General features: G+C 54.6%; 18 protein-coding genes and 2 tRNA genes. 9 read left to right on the forward strand and 11 right to left on the reverse strand.

Annotation, left to right across the window (positions count from 1 at the left end; translation table 11 throughout):
• Window positions 1–7: 7 nt before the first annotated feature.
• The 4 genes from pilO to IPH75_15895 form a co-directional block, all read right to left on the reverse strand.
• Window positions 8–637, reverse strand: a complete 630-nt coding sequence (pilO, locus tag IPH75_15880) for a type 4a pilus biogenesis protein PilO (protein ID MBK7143543.1) — start codon at window positions 635–637, stop codon at window positions 8–10.
• 12 nt (window positions 638–649) lie between these two features.
• Complete coding sequence (locus tag IPH75_15885; protein ID MBK7143544.1) at window positions 650–1420, reverse strand: PilN domain-containing protein; 771 nt, start codon at window positions 1418–1420, stop codon at window positions 650–652.
• Window positions 1421–1427: 7 nt separating this feature from the next.
• The gene (pilM, locus tag IPH75_15890) at window positions 1428–2480 is read right to left on the reverse strand and encodes a type IV pilus assembly protein PilM (protein ID MBK7143545.1); all 1053 of its coding nucleotides are present in this window, start codon (window positions 2478–2480) and stop codon (window positions 1428–1430) included.
• A gap of 296 nt (window positions 2481–2776) precedes the next feature.
• Window positions 2777–3289 (reverse strand): GspH/FimT family pseudopilin, encoded by a 513-nt coding sequence (locus IPH75_15895; protein ID MBK7143546.1) that lies wholly within the window; start codon window positions 3287–3289, stop codon window positions 2777–2779.
• Window positions 3290–3625: 336 nt separating this feature from the next.
• Between IPH75_15895 and IPH75_15900 the strand changes: the two genes are divergently transcribed.
• Window positions 3626–6007 carry a S8 family serine peptidase gene (locus IPH75_15900; GenBank protein MBK7143547.1) on the forward strand — a complete coding sequence of 794 codons (2382 nt, stop codon included), beginning with the start codon at window positions 3626–3628 and terminating at the stop codon, window positions 6005–6007.
• Between the two features lie 83 nt (window positions 6008–6090).
• Here the strand turns inward: IPH75_15900 and IPH75_15905 are convergent, their stop codons facing one another.
• The 3 genes from IPH75_15905 to IPH75_15915 form a co-directional block, all read right to left on the reverse strand.
• Window positions 6091–7194: an aminopeptidase gene (locus IPH75_15905; GenBank protein ID MBK7143548.1), complete on the reverse strand. Its 1104-nt coding sequence runs from the start codon at window positions 7192–7194 to the stop codon at window positions 6091–6093.
• Window positions 7195–7304: 110 nt separating this feature from the next.
• A complete protein-coding gene (locus IPH75_15910) occupies window positions 7305–7970 on the reverse strand; it encodes an HAD-IA family hydrolase (GenBank protein ID MBK7143549.1) in 666 nt (221 codons plus the stop codon).
• On the reverse strand, window positions 7967–8755 hold the full coding sequence (locus tag IPH75_15915; GenBank protein MBK7143550.1) for a hypothetical protein: 789 nt from the start codon (window positions 8753–8755) through the stop codon (window positions 7967–7969). The genes IPH75_15910 and IPH75_15915 overlap by 4 nt, the downstream gene beginning before the upstream one ends.
• Before the next feature lie 339 nt (window positions 8756–9094).
• Here IPH75_15915 and IPH75_15920 point away from each other — a divergent pair, with 339 nt between their 5' ends.
• Together IPH75_15920 and IPH75_15925 are read left to right on the forward strand one after the other, a co-directional pair.
• Entirely contained in the window at window positions 9095–10918 is a 1824-nt protein-coding gene (locus tag IPH75_15920) for a S41 family peptidase (protein ID MBK7143551.1), read from the forward strand.
• Between the two features lie 200 nt (window positions 10919–11118).
• Window positions 11119–13806: a protein kinase gene (locus tag IPH75_15925; protein MBK7143552.1), complete on the forward strand. Its 2688-nt coding sequence runs from the start codon at window positions 11119–11121 to the stop codon at window positions 13804–13806.
• Window positions 13807–13872: 66 nt separating this feature from the next.
• Here IPH75_15925 and IPH75_15930 read toward each other — a convergent pair whose 3' ends face one another.
• From IPH75_15930 to rlmN, 3 genes are read right to left on the reverse strand one after another with little or no spacing between them, the layout of a single operon-like run.
• Window positions 13873–14346 carry a hypothetical protein gene (locus IPH75_15930; GenBank protein MBK7143553.1) on the reverse strand — a complete coding sequence of 158 codons (474 nt, stop codon included), beginning with the start codon at window positions 14344–14346 and terminating at the stop codon, window positions 13873–13875.
• A complete protein-coding gene (locus IPH75_15935) occupies window positions 14343–15740 on the reverse strand; it encodes a hypothetical protein (protein MBK7143554.1) in 1398 nt (465 codons plus the stop codon). Before IPH75_15935 ends, IPH75_15930 begins: the two co-directional genes overlap by 4 nt.
• Window positions 15741–15758: 18 nt before the next feature.
• On the reverse strand, window positions 15759–16790 hold the full coding sequence (rlmN, locus tag IPH75_15940) for a 23S rRNA (adenine(2503)-C(2))-methyltransferase RlmN (protein ID MBK7143555.1): 1032 nt from the start codon (window positions 16788–16790) through the stop codon (window positions 15759–15761).
• 133 nt (window positions 16791–16923) lie between these two features.
• On the opposite strand from rlmN, the gene IPH75_15945 reads away from it, so the two are divergent.
• The 5 genes from IPH75_15945 to IPH75_15965 all read left to right on the forward strand — a co-directional run bounded on the left by IPH75_15945 (window position 16924) and on the right by IPH75_15965 (window position 21967).
• Window positions 16924–16997, forward strand: a tRNA-Pro gene (locus IPH75_15945).
• Between the two features lie 146 nt (window positions 16998–17143).
• The gene (locus IPH75_15950; GenBank protein ID MBK7143556.1) at window positions 17144–18328 is read left to right on the forward strand and encodes a class I SAM-dependent rRNA methyltransferase; all 1185 of its coding nucleotides are present in this window, start codon (window positions 17144–17146) and stop codon (window positions 18326–18328) included.
• A gap of 319 nt (window positions 18329–18647) precedes the next feature.
• A complete protein-coding gene (locus IPH75_15955; GenBank protein MBK7143557.1) occupies window positions 18648–19559 on the forward strand; it encodes a 4Fe-4S dicluster domain-containing protein in 912 nt (303 codons plus the stop codon).
• On the forward strand, window positions 19546–20823 hold the full coding sequence (gene hybB, locus IPH75_15960; GenBank protein MBK7143558.1) for a Ni/Fe-hydrogenase cytochrome b subunit: 1278 nt from the start codon (window positions 19546–19548) through the stop codon (window positions 20821–20823). Before IPH75_15955 ends, hybB begins: the two co-directional genes overlap by 14 nt.
• Before the next feature lie 19 nt (window positions 20824–20842).
• Window positions 20843–21967, forward strand: coding sequence for a hypothetical protein (locus IPH75_15965; GenBank protein ID MBK7143559.1), 1125 nt, complete (start codon window positions 20843–20845; stop codon window positions 21965–21967).
• Window positions 21968–22064: 97 nt separating this feature from the next.
• Here the strand turns inward: IPH75_15965 and rfaD are convergent, their stop codons facing one another.
• A complete protein-coding gene (gene rfaD, locus IPH75_15970; GenBank protein MBK7143560.1) occupies window positions 22065–23042 on the reverse strand; it encodes an ADP-glyceromanno-heptose 6-epimerase in 978 nt (325 codons plus the stop codon).
• A 184-nt stretch (window positions 23043–23226) separates the two neighbouring features.
• Here rfaD and IPH75_15975 point away from each other — a divergent pair.
• A tRNA-Arg gene (locus IPH75_15975) sits at window positions 23227–23300 on the forward strand.
• Window positions 23301–23324 lie beyond the last annotated feature (24 nt).

Consider the following 23324-nt stretch of genomic DNA (forward strand, 5'->3'; position numbering starts at 1 on the left):
TCATCTCCTATAGCACCAGCTCGTTGAGCCGCTCTTCTTCCTTGACATAGTAAGTCGACAATTGGAAGGTCGCCGTCATGGTCTCCTTCTTCCGGCCGATCTCCAACCGTCCCCCCTCTTCCTGTGTCGCCTGTTGGGCGCCATTGATCGCGATATTCTTCGCCTTGATATCAACAGCGGTGATATTGGCGATAAAGGGGAAATTGGCGACGTAACTGAGGAAAGCGCCGAAATCATGGTAGGTCCCGGTCATCTCCAGTTCAAACGTCGCGACATTATAGAACTGCTGCGGCTTCTCCGGCATCGGCTGGACGCGGACGATCTTCGTCCCGGTCAGCGACGAGGCCGTATGGAGCTGCACCAGCATCGACGGGATCTGCTTCACTTCGGGAAGCAGCGCTTCGATCTCGTGGTAGCGTTCGATCAGATCAGCGTACTCACCCTGCAACGCCTCGAGCGACTTCGCTTTCATCTCGACGTTTTTGAGGTTGGTCGTGATCGTCTCGAATTCCTGGCTCTTCTGCGCGATCTCCTCATCCAGCTTGCTATACAGGCGAGTATACCAGAAATAGCAGATCACCAGGAAGGCGAGGGCAGCCAGCACGAGCTTCTGGGTTTTTGAATCTTTCAGATCCATGTGGTCGCTCCCTTATTCCTGATTGGCCGGCGCAGGCGACGGCACGCTGGGTTGATATTCGGCTTCCTGGAAGTCGGCTTCATTGAAGCTCTCTTCGTCTTCCGCCTGAGCGACCATGTTGCGCAGCTGATCGTCGCTCAAATAATGAATATTGCAACTGATGATGAAGTTGTAGGCCCGCTCGCTGCCGGGGAACGTGATCTCTTTGGTCGAGACCAATTCCACCTTGTCAAAGTAGTCCGAGCGCATCAGGTTGATCATGAATGACGCCAGCGCATTCAGCGTGAACGCGTGACCTTCAACCTCGGCCGATACAAACGACGGCAAACTGTCGACGACCGGTTCGGCCGGGGCGGTGTTCTCCGCCTTGTTGCCCGATTTCCGGCTGTCGTTAGTCGACCGCTTCTCTTCCGCCTTCTCGCGCAGTTCGCCGAGCCAGACAAAGTCGGGCACATTGCCGGCGACTTCCTGGAGCAGGCGGACCCAGACGGACCGATGACGGTCCAGCTTTTCGATTGCCGAGAGGCGATCGCTGATCTTGGTTTTGACGTCGAGCAGGGCGTCGACCAGCTTGATATCCCGCTGCAGCATGGCGGCGCGTTCGCCCGCCTTCTGGATCGAGGCTTCGAGCGTGTCTACCTGTCGCATCTGGTAGAGGGTAACCACGGCCAAGAGGGCGACCACGGCGACCGCTCCGGCGACCACATAAATCTCTTTTTTCCCGAAAGAGAAATTGCTGGACCGCTTGAGGTAATCCTTGGGAAGTAGATTTATCTCTATCATGGTCCTACTACCTCGCTTTCCGCATTGCTAAGCCGACTGATACCGCCAGCAATGGAGCGATCTTCTCGGGTTGCAGATACTGGAACAGTTCCGGATCGTAATCGATATTGCGAAGCGGATTGGCCAGTTCGAGAGGGATATTCAGTTTCGACTGGAGATGCTCCGCGAGGTACGGCACCAATGCGCCGCCGCCGGAAAGCACGATCCAATCGATCTGATCGACTTTTGACTGTGACTTGAAATACGAAAACGCCAACTCTACTCCGGCGATCAATTCATCGGTCGCCGATTCGATAGTAGCGCGAAGCATATCCTGATCAACGGAATCACCCATCTCACCCTTCATGGCCTTGATGGTCAATTCGGGGCTGAGGCGGAATTCCCGCTGGATAGCCTGAAAGATCTCGCGCGTGCCGGCTGACACATCACGGGTCGCCTTGAACAGACCCTCCGCCACGTACGTGATGTTGGTCACATCGTGGCCGATGTTGAGCAGGGCGGTGACGCGGGAAGGGTCAACGTCGTAGTTGTGCTCGTACGCGTTCAGGATGGCGAACGCATCATCATCCACCACGATCGGACGCAGACCGCAATCCTCGATCAGGCCGAGGTACATCTTGAGATACTCTTTGCGGGCCGCCACCAACAAGACATCCATCTTGTTGATATCGTCGTCGGTTTTGATGATGTGATAGTCGAGCGTCACGTCATCGACATCGAACGGCGCCCGCTGTTCGGTTTCGAAGAGGATCGCCTGATCCGCTTCGGGGCCGGTCTTTTTGTCGATCGTGAATTTGTCGGTGATGACACCATGCCCGGAGATAGACACCACGACATCACGGATCTTCGGGTCCGTCTGATCGATCAGCGACTGGATGTTGAAAATGACCGCTTCACGATCACGAATTTCGTCTGCTACGATCGCTTCCGGAGGGAGTTCGCGGATCCCGATGGCGGAAACCGAGTACCCATTCCGAGTGTGATCGAGCTTCACCAACTTGATTGAACTAGCCCCCACGTCCAATCCGACGGTGCTCTTACTCTTTCGTGAGAACAACATACACCACTCTTTATTTGAAGTGTCTGATTTGTCGCTTTAGTGCCTTATCACTACTTTTCCGTATATCGGCGTACCAGCCCGACAATTAACCGGCTCGCATGGTTTTTCTGACTGACTGGAGCGGCAGCGGTCGGACGGATCCGGGCTGTTCTCTCGCAGGCTGTCGATTCCTGTATCGGCCATAATCCCCTCCCCCTTTACCTTTTTTGCACAATGGATGGAAATGCCGGAAAAGAATACCCCCCGAAAAGCCAGGCTTTCCGGGGGGCGTGCAGCTCACGAAAGGAGTAAAGAGCTTAGTAGAAGCTGTAACTCGTAGCCACTCGGCCAGTTGCGGCCAGCACGTTGGAGGTGTGGAAGGCCGTCATGTCATGCGTATAGGCCAGCGAATAAAAATTGCCGCCGCCATCAAACCCGCAGGATCCGTTTGGCTCAAAAGCAATTACATCATTCGTACAATCTGACCCGAGCCAGACTATTTCGGGCGGGAGGGTGTCTACCGACATGACCGAATCGCCGCTCTCAAAAGCAAAATCTTCTGGATTAACTCGGTCCGCGAATACCGTGATGGTTCGCGTCTGGTCATCCAGCATGACACCGATCTGCTGCTTGGTGGAGATCGCGGTCGAGCGAGCGACCCGGAGGGTCGAGGTAACATCACGCACCGCCGCGCGATACTTCATTCGCTCAAACGCTTTCTGTAATCCGGGAACTGCCATGGTTGCGGCCAGTCCGACAAGGACGACCACGGCCATCATTTCGACCATCGTGAACCCGGCAATCTGTCTGGAGCTTAATGGACTCTTCATATACACAATCCCTTTATTGACCGCGTCGCCCCCGATATGAGGGCAATGCATCGTCAAGCAGTAGAGCATAGACTATGCCCTGCCGATGATTTTCTAGGTCCAGAAGCGATCAGGACAAGCAGGTTCTTGTGGGGCAGCGAGATTCAGCGGACTCTGGAACAGCTGTCACGGTCGATGGTTATGGATGATAGCGATTTCGCAGCAAAAGATATGGGATGAGTCCTACACAGACTGGCTTCAGTCAAATCATATTGACATCCCGGCCAAAATGGTTAAATTGATTGGTACCAAACTACTTACCACATTAGGTCCCCTCGAGACCGAAAGGATTGGTCGATGACCACACGCTCGCGGAAGTTTACGACCCTCACCTCACTCTTCGTAACTGCCATATGTCTGGTGGCATTGCCGGCAATTGCCGCGGCGCCATCCAACCCTGCCTTAAGCAAGTCGGCTGTCGTTCTGGAACGAGCCTCTGAGATCATTACCGCTCAGGAGCGCGCCTTCCTTACTCAGCGCGATGCTGACAAGGCAACCGTCTGGGTCTTCTTCACTGACAAGGGAATCACCACCAGGTCGGGATTCCAGGCCGCCACTGCGTCAGTCAATCTCACCGAGCGGACATTGAACCGTCGCGCCAAGGTCGGCCAGACGGAACCGGTTTTTGCGGACATTCCGGTGAACACCGAGTATGTCTCCGCGGTGCAGTCCGTCGGAGCCAAGATTCGCCGGGTTTCACGGTACCTGAATGCCGTCTCTATTGAGATCTCACACGACCAGCTCGATCAGTTGGCGGGACTCTCCTTTGTCCGGAGAATTGCCCCCGTTGCTCGCTATACCCGAGAGAATGTCACCGAAGAATTGACCCCGCCGCTCAGAGGAGGGATTCAGTCGGTACTCTCCCCCGGCGCATTAAATTACGGAAACGCCGCGCAACAGTTGGCTCAGATCACCGTTCCGGAGATGCACAATAAAGGGTACACCGGCCAGGGCGTTACGCTCGCCGTATTTGACACGGGATATCGGAAGACCCACCAGGCGTTCGCCAACCACTATGCCGCCGGACGAGTGCTGGCAGAGTGGGACTTCATCTTTGAGGATGGCAATACCGCTAACGAACCAGCCGACAACTCCAGTCAGTGGAACCACGGCACCGGATGCTGGGGGACAGCAGGTGGATATAAAGATGGAGACATCTACGGTCCGGCCTATCTCTCCAATTTCATCCTGTGCAAAACCGAAGACGTCCGCTCGGAGACTTCGGCTGAAGAAGATAACTGGGTAGCCGCCCTGGAGTGGGTGGATTCAATCGGTGCCGATGTCATCACATCATCGCTGAGTTATCCTGATCTCTGGACCTACGCGGATCTGGATGGAAATACCACCACCATTACGTTGGCCGCCAACACCGCGGCCGGACTCGGTATTGTGGTTTGCAATGCTATGGGGAATGAAGGTCCGGGAGCTGGTACGTTGGGCCCGCCGGCGGATGCATACGATATTCTCTCTTGTGGAGCAGTCAGCTCGACCGGCAGTATTGCCAGTTTCTCTTCCCGCGGACCGACAGCCGATGGCCGAATAAAGCCGGAAGTTTGTGCCCGCGGCGTCAGCACCTATTGGGCATCGTCCTCGGCCGACAACGCTTATGGTTTTGCCAATGGCACCTCGCTTTCGACTCCTTTGATCGCGGGCGCCGTCTGCCTCCTGATCGAAGCGCATCCAACCTGGACGCCGACCCAGATCATTACCGCCTTAAAAGAGACGGCTTCTCGCTCGACCATTCCGGATAACACCTATGGTTGGGGGATCATCAGCACCAACGCAGCCAATAGCTGGGGAGCAAGTTTCTCCGCTGATGTCCAGCTCGGTGGCGCGCCGTTGACAGTGAATTTCACCGATGAATCAACCGTTCCGGCCACATCGATACTGTGGGATTTCGGCGATGGTGGCACATCGACCGTGACGAATCCGTCACACATCTACACTCAGCCCGGTCTCTATGATGTCACGCTGTCCCGCCAGACGACGTTTGGTGAGCTGACCAATGAGCAAGTCGGTTACGTTATGGTGCATGCCGATACGGTCTGGTACGAAAAGGACTCAGCCTTCGCGGGTGAAAGCAGCGTCCTGTCGGTCTCCCTGGCCAATACACAGACCCTGAATCAGATGATCATCTCTCTGAGCGTCGATACGGCCGGAGTTGACGTGGTGATTGATTCGATCGGTCTGGGAAGCCGGACATCCACTTTTGAAGGATTCAACTATCTGCAATATGAGCAGGAGACCATGCGGTATGCGGTCCAGTTGATCGCCAACCTCGGTGGACCAGGACAACCACTGGCACCCGGAAGTGGCGAGGTATTGCGTGTCTACTACCACTACGACTACTATGAATTGGGTGGACGAACCAGTGTCGTTGACACCGCGCTTTATAATGGGACGCGTCTTGAACTATTCGCGGCCACCGCAACTTACGAACCGACCCGCGTACAGGGCGAAATGCGGACCAAGTTCATACGTCGTTCGGATATGAACCGCGACAATCTCGTGGACCTCACCGACCTCAGCTGGCTAATCAGCTATCTGACGACATTTAATCCGATCCCGGTGACTCTGCAGGCTGCTGATTTTAATGCTGACCTGACGGTCGACCTCTCGGATCTCTCCGCCATGATATCGTTCATGAGTGTTTCCGGACCTGGTCCGGTTAATCCGTGATCACTGTACCCACAGTGTCATGAAAATGAAAAGGCCGGCGAATTCGCCGGCCTTTTTCTTTGCCTTCAGATAGTTCTGGTCTATCAGATCGTAAACTTGCCGTTGCGGTAGATCACTTTGCCATCGCCGGTGATCTCACTCCCCTTGCGCAGGTCGCAGACCATATCCCAGTGAAGCGAGCTTTTGTTGATTCCGCCGCTTTCGGGGATCGAAGCGCCGACCGCCATATGACAGGTGCCGCCGATCTTTTCGTCGAACAGCGTGTTGCGCGAAAAACGGGTGATCTCGTAGTTGGTGCCGATCGCAAACTCCCCGACAAACCGCGCCCCTTTATCCATATTGAGCATGGCGGTCAGGTAGTCGAGATTTTTGGAGGCTTCTTCTTTCACCACTTTCCCCTTTTTCAGAGTCAGGCGAACATCGGTAACCTCGCGCCCCATATACACTGCGGGATACGAATAGTGAATATATCCTTCGACCGTATTTTCGATCGGCCCGGTGAAGATCTCACCATCGGGGAAATTCTCGGTGCCGTGACAGGAGATCCATTTGCGCCCCTTGACCCGAAGTTTCAGGTCGGTGTCGTTGGAGCGGACATGTAACTGGTCGATCCGGTCGAGGATCTTGGCCAGTCTTTCCTGTTCTTTCTTTACGGTCAACCAGTGCTTGACCGGGTCGGCGGAATCGAGATGCCCGGCGCCGTAGACGAAATTCTCGTAATCGGTAAGGGACATTTCAGCATCCTGGGCATCGGCCTGAGTCGGAAACTGTGTACCACACCAGCGGAGCGAGCCATTCCCCATCCGGGCAAACATCTTGTGGATCACCGGGCGCATCGCTTTGCGCTGGAATGCCTGACGTTCCGGTTTGACACCCGTCAAATACTTAGTATTGGAGGAACCCCAGATGGAAATGTAGGCATCCATCTTCTCGGTCTCCAATTTGGTCATTGGGTTGATAAATGACAATTGATCGTCATTCCCATGCTTGAGCATCATCTCTTCGCACTCGGGAAGGCGTATCTGCACGTACGGATTGGCGCCGACCTTGACCGCCTCTTCGTAGATCGCCTTGATCAGCGGCAGGGTGACTGCCTCGCCCTGGATTTTAAGCAGGTCTCCCTTCTTGATCTCATTGGAATAATGCACCAGCAGGTGAGCCAGCCGTTGTACTCGTTGATCCATGATAGGTCTCCATTTAGTTCGGCGCTGCCGGCCAATACGGACCGACCACGGCCGTTTCTCTATTCGAGAGAGCGCGCGCTGTCGTACCAAAACAGCTGACGCTCAGGTTTCACTCAATGTACAGCAGTCCGCCCGCCGTTTGTTCGCTCCAGGATCGGCAGGAGCTCCGGCAGACGCTGGATAAAGAAATCCGGTTTTAGTCGGGTCAGTTTCTCATCCCCTCCGTACGGTGATTTGACCGCCACGACTCGCGTTGGAACTCCCTGGGCGGCGAGGATGTCGTTTTCGGTGTCGCCGATGACCAGAGTTGACGAGGCAATCGCGTTGAGTCGCTGCATTGCCAAATGAATCGCTTCCGCGTTGGGTTTGACCTCCCGGACCTCATTGCCTGCGACCGAGGCATCAAAAATGTCACTCCATCCGAATTTCTGCACGATCGCGTCAACATGCACCCTGATCTTGGTGGTAGCGATCGCCATGTGGAATCCGCGGGCGCGAAGTTCCGTCAGGGCATCGGATACCTCGGGAAGAATGACCGATGAATCAACTACGCTGGTAATTGCCCTGGTCTGAAAATGATGGTAAAACTGGCCGGCAGGAGCATCCGTCAGGTCGGCGTACATCTCCATCAGCGGATAACCGATATACGGTTTGATCACATCGGCAGAATGTTCCGGAAGTCCCATTTGGCGGAATGCAAAATTGACGGCGTCAACTACGCCGTCGGAGGAATCGATCAGAGTACCATCGAGGTCGAAAATCAGCGACCGAATCGTCATTGGTGATAACTGCCAACTCGACCCACCACTTGGTCCAGAGGGACTTGGTGCAGGTCATCCAGCGTGCCCAAGTTAAAGGTTCCGACCAAAATAGAATAATCCTCCACCACTGTCAACGGCCACTCTCCGGTGAGCGCAAATCCGGTGGGAAGCGTCACCACGATCGGCAGGTCATCGGCAGTCAGGACGCCATCGACAAGATAGATCGTCTCGACCGGCTTACCGATCACAAATCCGGTCTTTAGCCGACCATTGTCGTCTGAAAAGCGGACCAGATCAAACCGTTCCGGTAGTTTGTGCAGGACTGGCCGCTTGAGGAACGGAATCTCCGCGGTATAAGCTAGACGGTTGGCGACGGCAATATCTCCCTGACGATACAGCGGACTGAGATGACTGTCGCTGATCTTGAAAATGTCCGGGAAATTCCGGATAGTAAAATTCACTGCCGCTGAGGGGGACGCCACCTGATAGATTATTCCTATAATGAGACAAACCAGCGCGGCGTACTTGGTCGGAGTGACCTTGGCACGGCGGGTCCGCACTGTTCTGGTCAGATCTACAAACGTGAAAAGGTAGAACAGACCGGGCAAGCCGAGCAAAAACCAGATCGCCAGCGCCGGCAACGAGATCAGATACTGGACGACAAACAGCGCGGCCGCTAGTAACATGGTCAGAAATACAAAGAGACCAAAGAGCGTTTCGCGCCAGAGAAAATGTCCTGCGCCTGGCAGCAAGAGATTAAGCAGGAGTGCGAATGGAAGCGTCGTTCTATATGTGGCCTTCATCGGTTCTGGACCTGTTGACAAGTTGGACAATTTCGGCTGTGCGACTCTTGCGCACCGGCATCTAAGCCGATACAGAAACAACTGTTACCGGATGTTCGACTAATATACGGAAGACGGCAACTGCTGGAAAGTTACAACGTATCTTGAATGGATGAAGTAACTAGTGGAAGAGCAAAGAGTTAGCTATTTCACACAAAATCAGTTTCCGATTTTGAAACCGGGTGACCGGGATAAGTGTTAAATCTACAACGAGATAGATGTCAGTTACTTCGACGCGGTCAACTTGACAACAACGCCGATGGCCGTACATTGGTGCCATAACCAGTCTGTGGAGGTTTCATGTTGCGCTATACCAGCCAGCTTTTGGGCGTGACGGTCTTTGCGTTAGTCTTGATTTGGCTCGCCGGACCCGGCGATGCCGGCCAGCTATCGCAGGCGTCAGCCGAACCGGTCCTCTGGGCGGATACCGTTCAGATCAATCTTAATGAATTGAATCTGACGCCGGACTCTGCTACCCAGACTCGCGACAGTTTCATGAAGAATGTCAGGAAACTGACGCAAACCGCTTTCAACATCCGCAATCAGTACATGGAAGAGGTCGATGTCGACAAGATCATCCGGGCTGGTATCGTCGGCATGCTGACCGATCTCGATCGTTTCTCCGTTCTGATGGAGAAATCCTCCTATGACGCGTTGATGGAATCGACTCACGGCAAGTACGAGGGTCTCGGGATGATGATCGACCAGCGCGATGACCGCGTGGTGATCATTTCTCCGATCGAGGGCACCCCCGCTTATCGCCGCGGCTTGCGCGCGGGCGACGTGATCTGGCAGATCGACGGCCATGACACGCACGAAATGAAAACCTCCGATGCCTCCAAATTGATGCGCGGTAAATCCGGCACCAGCGTGAAGCTGACGATCAAACGTCCAGGCATGGCCGACCTGATGGACTTTGATGTGGAACGCGCCACTATCGAACTGAAGTCAGTCAATTACGCCGGGATCATCCCGGAAACAAATATCGGTTATGTTCGTCTCTCCCGTTTCGCGGAAGAGACCAGCCACGAACTGCGCGAAGCGATCACCAACCTGAACAATCAGAACGTCTCCGGACTGGTGCTCGACCTGCGATCGAACGGTGGCGGCCTGCTTGACCAGGCCAAAGAAACTGCCGAGCTGTTTATCAAAGAAGGCGCCGAGATCGTTTACACGCGCGGACGGTACGCCGACAGCGAGCGTCACTACAAGTCCGAACGCCCCCCGCTCTTCCCCGATAAGCCGTTCATTATTCTGATCGACGAAGGCACCGCCTCGGCCTCTGAGATCGTCGCCGGTGCAGTCCAGGACTGGGACCGCGGCCTGTTGGTTGGAAGCACGACGTATGGCAAAGGGCTAGTTCAGCAGATCTTCCCGATTTCAAACGATGGCTCGATGGCCCTGAAATTGACCACCGCCAAATACTATGTCCCGTCCGGCCGGTGCATCCAGCGACCGGAACGACAGGGGAAAAATAACCCTCACGCAGACCTGGATCTGAGCGAGCCGGAGTCGGCTGACAGCGCATTGGCAGACACCCTGAGTATCGCTGAACGCGAGATCTACTACACCAACGGTGGACGGATCGTCTATGGCGGCGGCGGGATCGTACCGGATATCGAAGTCGATCGTGAGACCTGGGAGCCGATCGAGATCAATCTCGAACGGAAATCTATGTTCTTCGACTTTGCGATCGAATATGTCACCAAACATCCGGAGATCAAGCCCGACTTCACCGTCACGGATGAAATGGTCGAAGACTTCCGCCAGTTCATCAAGTCGAAAGACTTCTCCTATAAGTCATCCATGCAGGTTGCGCTGGAAGATCTGAGAAAGACCTCCGAAGCCGGCAAAAATGACACGCTGTACGCCTCCGCAATCACCGGTCTCGAGGGATTGGTGGAGAAAGAGAAAGAGCATGATTTCGACAAGTCGAAAGACTATATCAAGCGCGCGATGAAGCGCGAGATAGTCTCCTCGATCGCGGGTGAACGCGGCGTGTACGAGAACATCGTTCTCCGGACCGACAAGACGGTCCAGCGCGCAGTTGAGATCCTGAAAGCGCCGAAAGAATATTCCCGCCTGATCACCGAAGGGCAGACGAAACGCGCTTCGAAAGAGTGATCGGCACCCCACAGTACTGGTAGCAGAAGGCGCCCCTCACCGGGCGCCTTTCTGTTGACCGTCACTTCCGGGTCGATTTTCCGCCAAATCTGGCCCTTCCGCCTGTTACTTTTAGATTTGACCAGCCCGGCCCACAGGCTATATTCTGGACCGACTAAGTCTATGGTATCCATTTTTCACTCCAGCGAATTGAGGCACCAATGAATTCAGGAGCGCTTGGCGCCGGCGCCAAACTGGGACCGTATGAGATCCTCTCCCCTCTGGGCGCAGGCGGGATGGGCGAGGTCTATCTCGCCAAAGACACCCGTCTCGACCGTACCGTCGCCATCAAGGTTTTGCCGCCTCATGTAGCGAGCAATCCCGACCTTCGCCTGCGCTTCGAACGCGAAGCCAAGGCGATCTCCAGCCTGAATCATCCGAACATCTGTTCCCTCTTTGATGTGGGGAATCAGGATGGCCTGGACTACCTGGTGATGGAGCATTTGCAGGGTGAGACGCTGGCGGCGCGATTGGAACGCGGGCCACTGCCAACCGCAGAAGCGCTGACCTATGCTACCCAGATCGCGGATGCACTGGACAAGGCTCATCGCCAGGGGCTGATCCATCGTGACCTCAAGACCCTCAATGTCATGCTCACCAAAAACGGCGCCAAGTTGCTGGATTTCGGTCTAGCCAAGCTTCAGATACCCGGAGTGGTCCACGGCATGACCGGCGCCACGCACAGCACACCGCTGACAGGTGAAGGGACAATTGTCGGGACTTTGCAGTATATGTCGCCCGAGCAGCTTGAAGGGAAAGAAGCTGACTCGCGATCGGACATCTTCTCGTTTGGCGTGGTACTGTATGAAATGGTCACCGGCAAAAAGCCATTCGCCGGTCCGAGTCAGGCGAGCTTGATCGCCTCTATTATGAGAGAAGATCCGCGCTCGGTAACCGAATATCAGCCCGACGCTCCTCCTGCATTAGTGCGTGTCATTCGGCAATGTCTGTCGAAAGATCCCGATGAGCGGTGGCAAAGCGCCCGCGATCTATTGCACCAGTTGAAATGGATCAACGAGGGTGGCTCGCTGGCAGGTATCCCCGCGCCTATTGCGGCACGCCGCAAAACCAACATGCAAATTGCCTGGGTGCTGGCAGGGATCTTTGGATTGCTGGCAACAGGATTAGCTCTGCTTCATTTTGGCCGTACTGAGGTCGCGCCACAGTTAGCGCGGTTCACTATTGAGGCAGACCCCGGCATCCGGAGTATGAACTGGCCGATGCTTTCGCCCGACGGCAGTATGTTGGCGTTTCACGCGGTAGATACCAGTGGACGTACCAAGGTGTGGATTCGCCGTCTTGATGCGCTGAAAGCGGAACCAATTCCGGGCACAGACGGAGCGAGAAGACCCTTCTGGTCGCCGGACAGCAAGCAGATCGCCTTCATGCAGAATGGGCAGTTGATGAAAGTAGCGGCCAATGGTGGCCCAATACAGTTGATCGCGAAGATGCCGGGAAATGCGTCTGACGGTACCTGGGGGAGCAAAGACGTCATACTGCTGGACGGTGGCGCGGCTGACCCGATCTGGCGGGTCGGTTCTTCCGGCGGGATTGTTTCCGAAGCTATTAGCGTTGGGAGTGACTCCAATTGGGCAGGTGTGGCCTGGCCGGAGTTTCTTCCGGATGGAGAACATTATCTTTACCTGAAGCTATCGATCGGAGCACAAGATGGCGCGATAGAGCCACACACGGTCATGCTTGGATCATTGTCGGGCAATAATCCGGAATCGCTGTTCACGGCCAATGGCCGAGTGATTTACGATAAATCGGGGTATATCCTCTCGGTTGATGGGCAAGTCCTCACAGCGAGGAAGTTCGATCCGAATGCAGGCAAGATTGAAGGAGAACCGATCCCGGTCGGACAGATTGCGACCAGTGGTTCGGCTGGTAAAGCGGATTTCAGCGTCAGCGATGCCGGGACACTCATTTATCTTCCATCGACACGGTCTGGTGGAAGCGAACTCGTCTTGCTGGATCGTTCCGGGAGTCTCGTTGATACGATTGCGACAGGCAAACAATTCAGAGATATCGATCTGTCGAATGATGGGAAGAGGCTGGTCTATGCGGCCACCGATGCGACCTTGGGAACTGAAGATATCTGGACGCTGGACCTGAGCCGTCGTGTCAGCATGAGAGCTACGTTTTCCAAAGAAATGGATTCCTGGCCGATCTGGTCGCCGGATGGTGCTTCCATAGTGTACACCAGCCAAACCGGCAAATGGAACCTCTACCGAAAGAAAATGAGTGTGGATGGAGACGGCGAGCCGTTCGTATCGCTGGACCAGAGTGGTGTGGGTGGGCTGTCGGCCAATAGCTGGTCATCACGAGACGGAAGTCTGTCAGTTGTCAGGCAACAAAGAGCGGGAGAACATACCGACATTGGGATCTGTTTCCCTGGAAATCCTCCCCGGTTTGAATGGATCGCGACGACACCCTATTGGGAGCTAAATCCGATTTACTCTCCAGATGGACGGTTTCTCGCCTATACGAGTGACGAGTCAGGCTCCCGACAGCTCTACGTGCGGCAGTTGGACGGCGATGGTGAGAAGTGGCAGATTTCGACCGAGACTGCATCTATGCCCGTTTGGCGGCCCGACGGCAAAGAACTGTTCTACCGAACGCGAGACAACGAATTGCGAGCGGTTTCGGTTACATTGGGGAAGACGCTTTCGCTTGGACCGACAGTAACGCTATTTGAAACTACCCTGGAGATGACTGGCAACGCGGATAAACGATATGATGTCGCTCCCGACGGAGAGCGTTTCCTGGTCAATCGCGTGTCAACTACTGGGGAACAGGCGAGTTTTGTGCTCGTACAGAACTGGACAGCGATGCTGCCCGCCAAATAGCTGAGAAGTTCTCTAAGAAAAAGGCGCCCGAGAGATCGGGCGCCTCTATTCAATCGCTGCGAAAGACTATTTCCCTCGATTCACGCTGTCCTTGATCATAGAATCAATGGCCGCGCCCTGACTGTCCACACCGGTCGGCTGGCCGTGACTGATCCGTTTCAGTAGCCACTTCTCCCCCACATGCTGATAGGTCAGCATGACATCGGTAAGAACTGAACCATCGGCACCGACGATCTGTCCATCTACTCTTGCGCGCGAATCGGTGTAGAAGATCTCAACTCGACCAAATCGATCGAACTGGAACTCCGGTTTGTCGCCATAAGCGAATTGGACGACCGAATCTGCCCCGGCATTCGCCGCGTACTCAACTGTCAACAAAGAATCGAGCGATATGCGACTTCGGGTTTTGATCGCTTCCTGAAGCAGGAATACCTGCTTTTTGATCACCGGGATATAGTCGCGGTTGGGCGTTTTGTCTTTACAGCCCGGGGCTATCCCGATCAAACCGACTGCAAGCAGAAGCCAGGTGATGCGCTTCATCGTTTGATCACCTCCATCCGATAGTGACCGTTCCCAAAGCGGGTGATCGTCCCGTTCTTCACCAGTATCTCGGTCGTGCGAGTGGCCACGAGATTCCAGAACCACCAGCGAACTCCCGGTACAAATGAGCCGGGTTCATGTTTTTCGACGATCCGTTGCAGTTCTCCATAGGCGGGCTGGAGGATCTTATCTGTGCCGACACTGAGTGCTCTCAGTACGGGATGAGCGAGTGATGTATCAAGCGCACAGAACTCCGGACCACCATCCGGCGCATATTGCCAGTCGTTAGGCTGAAGGCGATCTATGTAGGGATACAACTCGGGGCATTTGACCACCGGTATCGTATCGGCGAACACGACCAGAGGAGATCCCTGGTCTATAGAAAAGCTGGCGTACTGATACCCGTTGAACAGATCTCCGCCACGGACTGCGTACATCCAGAGCGGAATGTGCACGTTGCAGGGATCAGTGTCATTGTAGAAATCTATTCCCTGGGTACCCGCGATAAACCCGCGCCCGAGGGAATACCAGAGCATCATCGCCGTGACCATCGGATAAGGACGATTGATAAGGGTGCCCGGATTCAGGACATTGTTGTCCCCTTCGTTGACCTTACCGGCCGCCACCAGGCTATCCCTCACCTTGAGATACCCCTTCATATTCTTCTGGATCAGGGATGACAATTTTTCCGACAGTTTGTCGGCAACCGGCTTCAGTTCCTCGGCCTCGGCGGTGGAAATGATTGGAAAGGTCGGGCGAAGCGTGGTGTCCTGTGCAGTTTCGAGCAGGAAATTGTAGTATTTCCATTTCCAGATGATCTGTCGCAGGTAGACCGAGTCGATCTTGGCCATGCGGGCGATCTCACGGTCCTCCTTCCCTTCGCGGAAGAGAAGAAACGCCAGCCGGGCCACCTCGGTGTCAAAAAGTGGGCTGTTGTCAGCAAACGGCGGCATCGTGATCCGTTCCTGCATATAGCTGAAGAGCTCATCCGGTACCGCGAAAACCAGCCGCGACCGCTGCTCCGTCAGCTTCTGGTCCGGGAAATAGGGATCGAGAGTATCGACCACATCGTACAGCTCAACGGTGATGTTGGCTTCGCCGAAATTCGGCGGGATCTCCAAATTGATCGGCATTGCGACCGTGCCCGCTGGCTCGAGAAGGAAATTGGTGCGATAGGCGCGCTTCGGATGCAGATACCGTCCATTAAACTGTATATGCACGCTGGCAGAAAGGAATTTCGGATAATCAACCGAACTGGTGACTTCTGCATAGATGATCTGAGGACCCCAGATGACTTTGATCGGGTCGATCTTCCCCACCTGGACATCCGGTTGTGCGATCAGGGGAGTGCAGGCGAAGAACAGGATCAGAAGACAGGATAGCACACTACGCATGAGTCGAGTTCCTCCAGCTTATTTCGATTGCCTGGCAGCCAATTGACCGCAGGCAGCATCAATATCTCTTCCCCGACTTTTTCGGACCGTCACTGCCGGTGTCCGCGGCTGCAGCATCCGTCCGAACCAGTCGACCTTGTCATCGGATGGTCGTTTGAAATCAAGTCCGGGGACTTCATTATAGGCAAGCACGTTGATCTTGCAGGGGATCCCCCGCACCAGATTCCCCAGTGCCTTGACATCATCAAGCGTATCATTAAACCCATCAAAGAGAATATACTCGAAGGTCACCCGCTGACCAGTGGTTTCAGTGTAGTAGCGGATCGCCTCCATCAACTTATCGAGACCAAATGTCTCGGCGATCGGCATAATGCGAAGCCGCTTTTCCTGAGTGGCGGCATGGAGCGAAAGCGCCAATCGAGCCTTGCTGCCGGAGTCTGCCAGTTTTTTGATCTTGGGCGTGACGCCAGAGGTCGAGATCGTGATCTTGCGAGCGGAGACTTTCAGCCCGATCGGATCGGTCATGATCCCGATCGCCTCCATCACCGTATCGTAGTTGTGCATCGGCTCCCCCATCCCCATAAAGACCACATTGGTGAATGCCTCGTCGCCGTGCAGATCGCGCACATACATCAACTGGCCGACTATCTCTCCCACGGTAAGATTGCGGAGCAAGCCCAGTGTCCCGGTGGCGCAAAATCGGCAACCGAGGGGACAACCGGACTGCGACGAGATACAGAGCGTCCGACGGTAGTCGTCCGGGATCAGAACGGTTTCGACCGGTCGACCATCGGGAAGCCGGAATAGGTATTTTTCAGTACCATCTTTTGACCTGGCCGAATACTCCAGTTGGAGCGGGGTAAACTGGTAATTTTCCTCCAATTGGGACCGTAGCTGTTTGCTGAAGTCGGTCATCAGAGAGAAATCATACTGGCGGGACAGATAGAGCCATTTATGGAGTTGCCGGGCGCGAAAGGGTCGCTCGCCAAGACGCTCCATTGCCTGCACTAACTGGGGCAATGTATATCCAAGAAGGTTCTGTCTGGTCATAAGAATGCAATGTACTCAATTATACTCATTTGACAAGCACAGGGACGAAAAAGGGGGACGGGACAAAACCGGCTGAATTCGCAGAAGCGCCTTGACTTTCATCGGGATACGGGGTATCATTTTTGAGGGAAATCGGGGTGTGGCGCAGCCTGGTAGCGCACTTGCTTTGGGAGCAAGGTGTCGGAGGTTCAAATCCTCTCACCCCGATATTACAGGACAAGTCCGGCCACTATCGGTCTTCGTGTCGTCAATATGCTCGTTCGTATTCACGGAACCGGTCTTCCTGCAAGCTCACAACTCGCCATTACAGCCTACGGTACTATTTGTCGCGGACATCGCTGAGGGTATGGACTATGTATCAGTCGCTAATGCTGAAACCCGACAAACTCGCCTCAATCTCATTCAGACATCCCTGGATCTTCTCAGGCGCTCTCGTTCGTCGCCCGGAAGATCTGCCACATGGTTCGATCGTCTACGTGACCGATCCGAACGGTGTGATCCTGGGAACCGGCACCTACTCTGCACATGGCACGATTGCGATTCGCGTGTTCGAATTCGGTAAAGCAGAATTGCATGTTGACTGGTTCATTCGGAAATTCAAAGAAGCGGAGCAACGTCGCCACCTCTGGGGGTTCGGCGGTGAATCCGCCACTACCGGCTATCGAGTCGTTTTCGGAGAATCCGATTCGGTCCCCGGTCTGGTGGTCGACCGATATGACTCAACGCTGGTGATCCAACTCTCAACTGCGGGGTCAGAACATCTGCGCCCGGTCATTGTCGATGCCCTGATCGCGGCCTACAAACCGAAAGCGATCATCGAACGCAGCGATGTGGTCTCCCGCCGCGATGAGCAGTTGAATGATATCTCTAACCTGCTCTACGGCGAACACGCGGGTCGGGTTGAGTTCGCTGAAAACGGCCTGAAATTTCTGGCCGATCCGATGGATGGCCAGAAAACCGGTTTCTATCTCGACCAAAAGGATCTGCGCCGCCAAATCAGAGTACTAGCCAGAGGACGGTCGGTCCTCAACCTGTTCAGCTACACAGGCTCGGCCGGCGTTGCGGCAATTGCCGGCGGCGCAACTCGTCTGCACCAACTGGATGCTTCGGAGCCTGCCCTGGCCCAATGCGGGAAACACCTCTTGCTTAACGGTTTCAAAGAAGAGCAGACGACTACCGAGAGTTGCGACATCTTCAAATGGCTTGGCGCCAACCCGGAAGAGAGATACGACATGGTCCTGATCGACCCACCGGCGCTCATTAAATCACAACGGGATGCCGAAGCGGGTCGTCGCGCTTATCATTTCGTCAATCGGGCCGCCATGCGACTGATTAATCCGGGAGGCCTGCTCATCACCTCCAGTTGCTCCGCCTTTTTCACCGAAGATGACTTCAGCCATACACTGAGGCGGGCATCAGTACAAAATGGAATCCACCTGCACCTTCTTCAGGTGGTCAGACAATCAGTCGATCATCCGGTTTCGATCTACTTCCCGGAATCATCCTATCTCAAAAGCTATATCTGCCAGGTCGGTTAACCCGGTCGATTGCGACAGTGATCTACCCAAATACACAAGAAGCAGCCGAGATCGGCTGCTTCTCTTCTTTTCTGCAATGCCTGATTGAGTCACAGGCTATGGATACCGGGTTTGAAGGCATTTTCGGTCAATAACATACAAGTCAGTATCGTATACGAGAGTGTTTTTGTGTTAGATAGCTGCACAATTTCCGACAAAAGGATTGTTTTTGTCTGAACTGGCGTTGACAGCTATTCAGAATCATGGTATAATATGTCGACAATGGTAGTATAGTCACGGTGATTGTGAATTTTTTCACAGTACTGAGGAGATTGGGCAGATGAGTTTGCAGCGAAGAGATTTCTTCAAAATAGCTGCAGCCGGGTCGGCAGCACTATTAGCCGGCAAGGCGACAGCCTCAACGGATTCGGAGGTCCAGGACTTCAAGTCGTCACTTGGAGTGCTGGTCGACACCGTTGTTTGCATTGGATGTCGCAAGTGCGAATGGGCATGCAATGACGAGAACAAGTTACCGACGCAGGAGCTGAAGGCGTTCGACGATAAGTCGGTTTTTGCCCGGCATCGGCGACCAGATAAAGCGGCCTATACGGTCGTCAACAAATTCACGGACCCGAACACTCCGGAGAAGCCGTTCACCATGAAGGTGCAGTGCATGCACTGCAATCATCCGGCCTGTGTATCGGCGTGCATTGTCGGGGCGTTGGAAAAGGACCCACTGGGCCCTGTTGTATACGACTCCTGGAAATGTATCGGCTGCCGTTACTGCATGGTGGCTTGCCCCTTCCAGATCCCGGCCTACGAGTACAGCAACGCGCTCGATCCGCAGGTGCGGAAATGCACTTTCTGCTTTGACCGCGTCACCAAAGACGGCAAAAAGCCTGCCTGCGTTTCCATCTGCCCGAATGAGGCCCTGACCTTCGGTACCCGTGAGCAGTTGCTTGATGTCGCCTATCAGCGAATTCGGAATAACCCGGACAAGTATTATCAACACGTGTATGGCGAACTTGAAGCTGGTGGTACCAGCTGGATGTACCTCGCGCCGTGCGACTTCAGCAAAACAGAACTTCCGCTGTTGTCGAATGATGAGATCCCGAAACAGACTGAGTCAATACAGCATGGTATTTTCAAGTCCTTCCTCCCCCCGCTGGCCCTGTACGGTCTGCTCGGGCTGATCATGTATACCAAGCGCCATGGCGCGGATGAAGAGGAGGATGGTCATGAAAGCGCATGAAGTGCACGAAGTTCCCACTCCAATGACGGTCAAGTACTGGACGCGCGGGACATTAATTGTCGGCGCGGTCGCCTTGATGGGAATGCTCGGTTATCTGTATAGAATGTTCTTTGGTCTGGAGGCGGCTACCAATCTCGATGACCAGTGGCCCTGGGGGATCTGGATCGCCATCGATGTCGCCTCCGGTGTCGCGCTGGCCGCCGGCGGTTTTACGACTGCGGCTCTGGCCGAGATATTTCATAAAGAGAAGTACCACGTCATCACCCGCCCTGCTTTGCTGACCGCATTGCTCGGCTACACCTTTGTCGTGATCGGACTTCTGGCCGACCTGGGACGTTACTACAACGTCTGGCATCCGATGCTTCCTTCCATGTGGCAGGGGAATTCGGTCTTGTTCGAGGTCGGCATGTGCGTGATGGTCTACCTGACCGTCCTCTACATCGAGTTCTTGCCGATAGTGAGTGAACGTTTCAGAGGAAGAGTCGCCTGGCCCGGACCGTTGAAAGCGTTCAACAAACTGACTGAAGCGATGCTTGCGCTCGCCGACAGACTGCTGGGACGCTTCGTTTTTGTCTTCATCATCATGGGAGTAGTTCTCTCCTGTCTCCACCAGTCTTCGCTGGGAACGCTGATGGTGATCGCGCCGACCAAAATGCATCCGCTCTGGTATACCAGTATTTCTCCGCTGCTCTTTTTGATGTCCGCGATCGCGGTCGGATTCCCGATGGTCATCTTTGAGTCGATCATCGCTTCCCGCTCGTTCAAACTGCCGCCGGAGACCAAGGTGCTGTCCTCGCTCGCCAACTATACGCCCATGCTTCTGGGGGCCTACCTGGTGGCCAAGATTCTGGACCTGACCCTGCGGAATGCATGGGGATACCTGTTCGAGGGTTCTCTGCAATCGTTCATGTGGATGATTGAGGTTGGCGGTGGAGTCATACTGCCTATCGTCCTGCTCTCCATACCGAAAGTACGGAAGTCGGTCAAAGGGCTCTTTATCTCCGCAACCCTGGTGATCATCCTGGGAGTTCTCCTGAATCGGATCAATGTCTTCCTGGTGGCATACACGCCGCTGTATTCAGTGAAGACCTACTTTCCGTCCATCATTGAGTTGATGGTGACGATCGGACTGGTTGCTATCCTGGTCCTGGTCTACCGGTTCTTCGTTATCACCTTCCCGGTGATCGCAGTTCACCCGGTCGATCGAGCGAAACAGTCAGCCGGAGTGGAGATGTCGCCGGCTGGTGCAAAGAGGAACAAGTGACATGCGAATGGAAAGCATCGTGTATAGACTGATATTGGTCCTGACGCTGGTCGGCGCATCCGTTTCGGTACAGGCCGCGCCCACCGCAGTGACCCACCCGCAGGCGCCGGATTGCCTGAATTGCCATACCTGCAAAAATCCGACGCCGGAAGATATGTGCCTCAAGCCATGTCCGACCCTGCAGATCGCCCACAATACCAAAAAGGCGAAACACGAACTGTCCGAGGCTCCGGATACCATGGTGCTGGATGAGATCGCCGATCTTTACCAGGCGGTCGATTTCAACCACAAGTTGCACGCCGGTATGGCGCAGATGGGCAACAACTGCGGCACGTGCCATCACTACAGCCCGGAAGGACACATCCCTCCCTGCAAAGACTGCCACAAACCGACCGGCGAAGAAACCAATCTTCGTCAGCCGGGACTCAAGGGAGCTTATCACCGCCAGTGCCTCGGCTGCCACCGCGAGTGGAGCCATGACACCAAGTGCGTGATCTGCCATCTCCCGACCGAAGGAAAAAAATTGTCGTCACCTTCGGACAAGACCGACATCATGGGGCTTTCGCACCCGAAAATACAAGCTCCGGTCACGCGAGTGTATACCACGCCCTACAAGCAAGGGCCGATCGTGACGTTCCATCACGAAGAGCATGTTGAATTGTTCGGGCTGCGGTGCGTAGATTGCCATCAGAAAGAAGGATGCAGCTACTGCCACGACCTGAACAAAACCGCTGCTTCACGCAAGAGCATGAAGGAAGTTCACGCGGTTTGCAGTGACAACTGCCATGCCACCGACAATTGCGCGAAATGTCACGGTACTTCAGAAAAAGCGGCGTTTGTTCATGCCTCGACCGGATGGCCGCTCAACCGGTTCCACGCCAAACTCGGCTGTCGCTCATGCCACCCGACCGGCAAAAAGATCGCCCGCCTCAACAATGACTGCACCGGATGCCACCAGAACTGGAAACCGGGCGGATTTAAGCATGTCGTAGTTGGCCTGGCGTTAGATGATGTGCATATCGAGATGGATTGCGAAAGCTGTCATATCGAGAAGAAATTCGATAAGCGACCGACGTGCGACAGTTGTCACGATGATTCTCGTGATTTCAAGAAGATGCCTCCGGGCCAGTATTCGGCCAGGTAGATATCCTGTATGAAGTAGAGCCGGCCGTATCCGGGCAGACGGTCGGCTCTCTCTTTTTTCCCTTATCCCTCTAAAGAGAATAGTTACGCGACAAATCTTAGCGCGTTGAATGATGCTCTCTGAGGTGCTCAGCGACGTACCGCTGGACCCCTTCTTCAATAGACAAAAATGGGGCAGTATAGCCGACAGAGCGAAGTTTGCTCAGGTCGGCCTCGGTATGATACTGGTACTTCTCGCGGATAGACTCCGGCATATCCACAAACTCGATCTTCGGCTCTTTCCCTGCAGCGACGAAAAGCGCTTTCGCCAGATCAACCCAGCTTCGGGCATTCCCGGTTCCACAGTTGAACAGGCCATTGATCTCGGGGTGGTCATAAAAGAAAAGCGTCACCGCGACAGCATCCGTAACATAAATGAAGTCGCGCACCTGTTCCCCATCGCGATAATCCGGGCGATGTGAGCGGAAGAGCTTCACCACCCCTTTGGTCATCACCTGTGGATAGGCTTTGTTGACCACCGAGCGCATTTCTTCCTTGTGATCTTCGCCTGGGCCGTAGACGTTGAAATATTTCAGTCCGACTATCTGGCGGATCATGCCATTATTCATCGCCCAGAGGTCAAAGCGCTGCTTGGAACGGCCGTATGCATTCAGCGGTTGCAGTGCGGGAGTTGCAGCATCCAGGTCGCTGTAGCCGAGCGAACCATCACCATACGTGGCGGCGCTGGAGGCATAGACAAAGCGGGCGCCGGTCTTCAGTGACCACTCACAAAGATCGGCGGTGTACTGGAAATTGTTGTCGGCGAGATATTCTTCGTTTGTTTCCAGCGTGGAACTGCAGGCACCGAGATGAAACAGACCGGAGACATTCGGGATCTCTCCCGCGAGGAGCTTCTGCCGAAATTCGGACTTGTCCATGTAGGTGCGAAAGCGGAGACGGTCCAGATTGGCCTGTTTGTCTGGGTGGTTGAGGTGGTCGACAACTATGATATCAGAGTAGCCGCGCTGATTAAGCGCTTTGACCAGGTTGGATCCGATAAAGCCGGCGCCGCCGGTGACGATGAATGAATTGGACACGCACGCTTCTCCGCTTCAGGCCGTGAAATCTGCCACGCCACTATTTGGCGTTGGCACAGTAAGAGATAGCGAGGAAAGGGACTGATGTCAATGCCTGGTTCCTGTTCGGCTGACCGGCAATCGGGAGGAGCGAGTTCCCACTTGCGAGGGGATGAGAATTTCCGTAGGTTTGAGATAAGTGTATGCCCCCGTAGCTCATGTGGATAGAGCATCTGCCTTCTAAGCAGAGGGTAACAGGTTCGAGTCCTGTCGGGGGTATTTAATTAACTCCCCTGCAACAAC

It is taken from the genome of bacterium (genome assembly GCA_016708025.1).
GTDB lineage: Bacteria > Zixibacteria > MSB-5A5 > GN15 > FEB-12 > FEB-12.

Coding starts and splice junctions, on each gene's coding strand:
- pilM (MBK7143545.1), bottom strand. CDS start 2,480: ATGTTGTTCTCACGAAAGAGTAAGAGCACCGTCGGATTGGACGTGGGG.
- IPH75_15935 (MBK7143554.1), bottom strand. CDS start 15,740: ATGCGTAGTGTGCTATCCTGTCTTCTGATCCTGTTCTTCGCCTGCACT.
- IPH75_15920 (MBK7143551.1), top strand. CDS start 9,095: ATGTTGCGCTATACCAGCCAGCTTTTGGGCGTGACGGTCTTTGCGTTA.
- IPH75_15955 (MBK7143557.1), top strand. CDS start 18,648: ATGAGTTTGCAGCGAAGAGATTTCTTCAAAATAGCTGCAGCCGGGTCG.
- IPH75_15885 (MBK7143544.1), bottom strand. CDS start 1,420: ATGATAGAGATAAATCTACTTCCCAAGGATTACCTCAAGCGGTCCAGC.
- IPH75_15925 (MBK7143552.1), top strand. CDS start 11,119: ATGAATTCAGGAGCGCTTGGCGCCGGCGCCAAACTGGGACCGTATGAG.
- IPH75_15950 (MBK7143556.1), top strand. CDS start 17,144: ATGTATCAGTCGCTAATGCTGAAACCCGACAAACTCGCCTCAATCTCA.
- IPH75_15895 (MBK7143546.1), bottom strand. CDS start 3,289: ATGAAGAGTCCATTAAGCTCCAGACAGATTGCCGGGTTCACGATGGTC.
- hybB (MBK7143558.1), top strand. CDS start 19,546: ATGAAAGCGCATGAAGTGCACGAAGTTCCCACTCCAATGACGGTCAAG.
- rlmN (MBK7143555.1), bottom strand. CDS start 16,790: ATGACCAGACAGAACCTTCTTGGATATACATTGCCCCAGTTAGTGCAG.
- IPH75_15910 (MBK7143549.1), bottom strand. CDS start 7,970: ATGACGATTCGGTCGCTGATTTTCGACCTCGATGGTACTCTGATCGAT.
- IPH75_15915 (MBK7143550.1), bottom strand. CDS start 8,755: ATGAAGGCCACATATAGAACGACGCTTCCATTCGCACTCCTGCTTAAT.
- pilO (MBK7143543.1), bottom strand. CDS start 637: ATGGATCTGAAAGATTCAAAAACCCAGAAGCTCGTGCTGGCTGCCCTC.
- IPH75_15930 (MBK7143553.1), bottom strand. CDS start 14,346: ATGAAGCGCATCACCTGGCTTCTGCTTGCAGTCGGTTTGATCGGGATA.
- IPH75_15900 (MBK7143547.1), top strand. CDS start 3,626: ATGACCACACGCTCGCGGAAGTTTACGACCCTCACCTCACTCTTCGTA.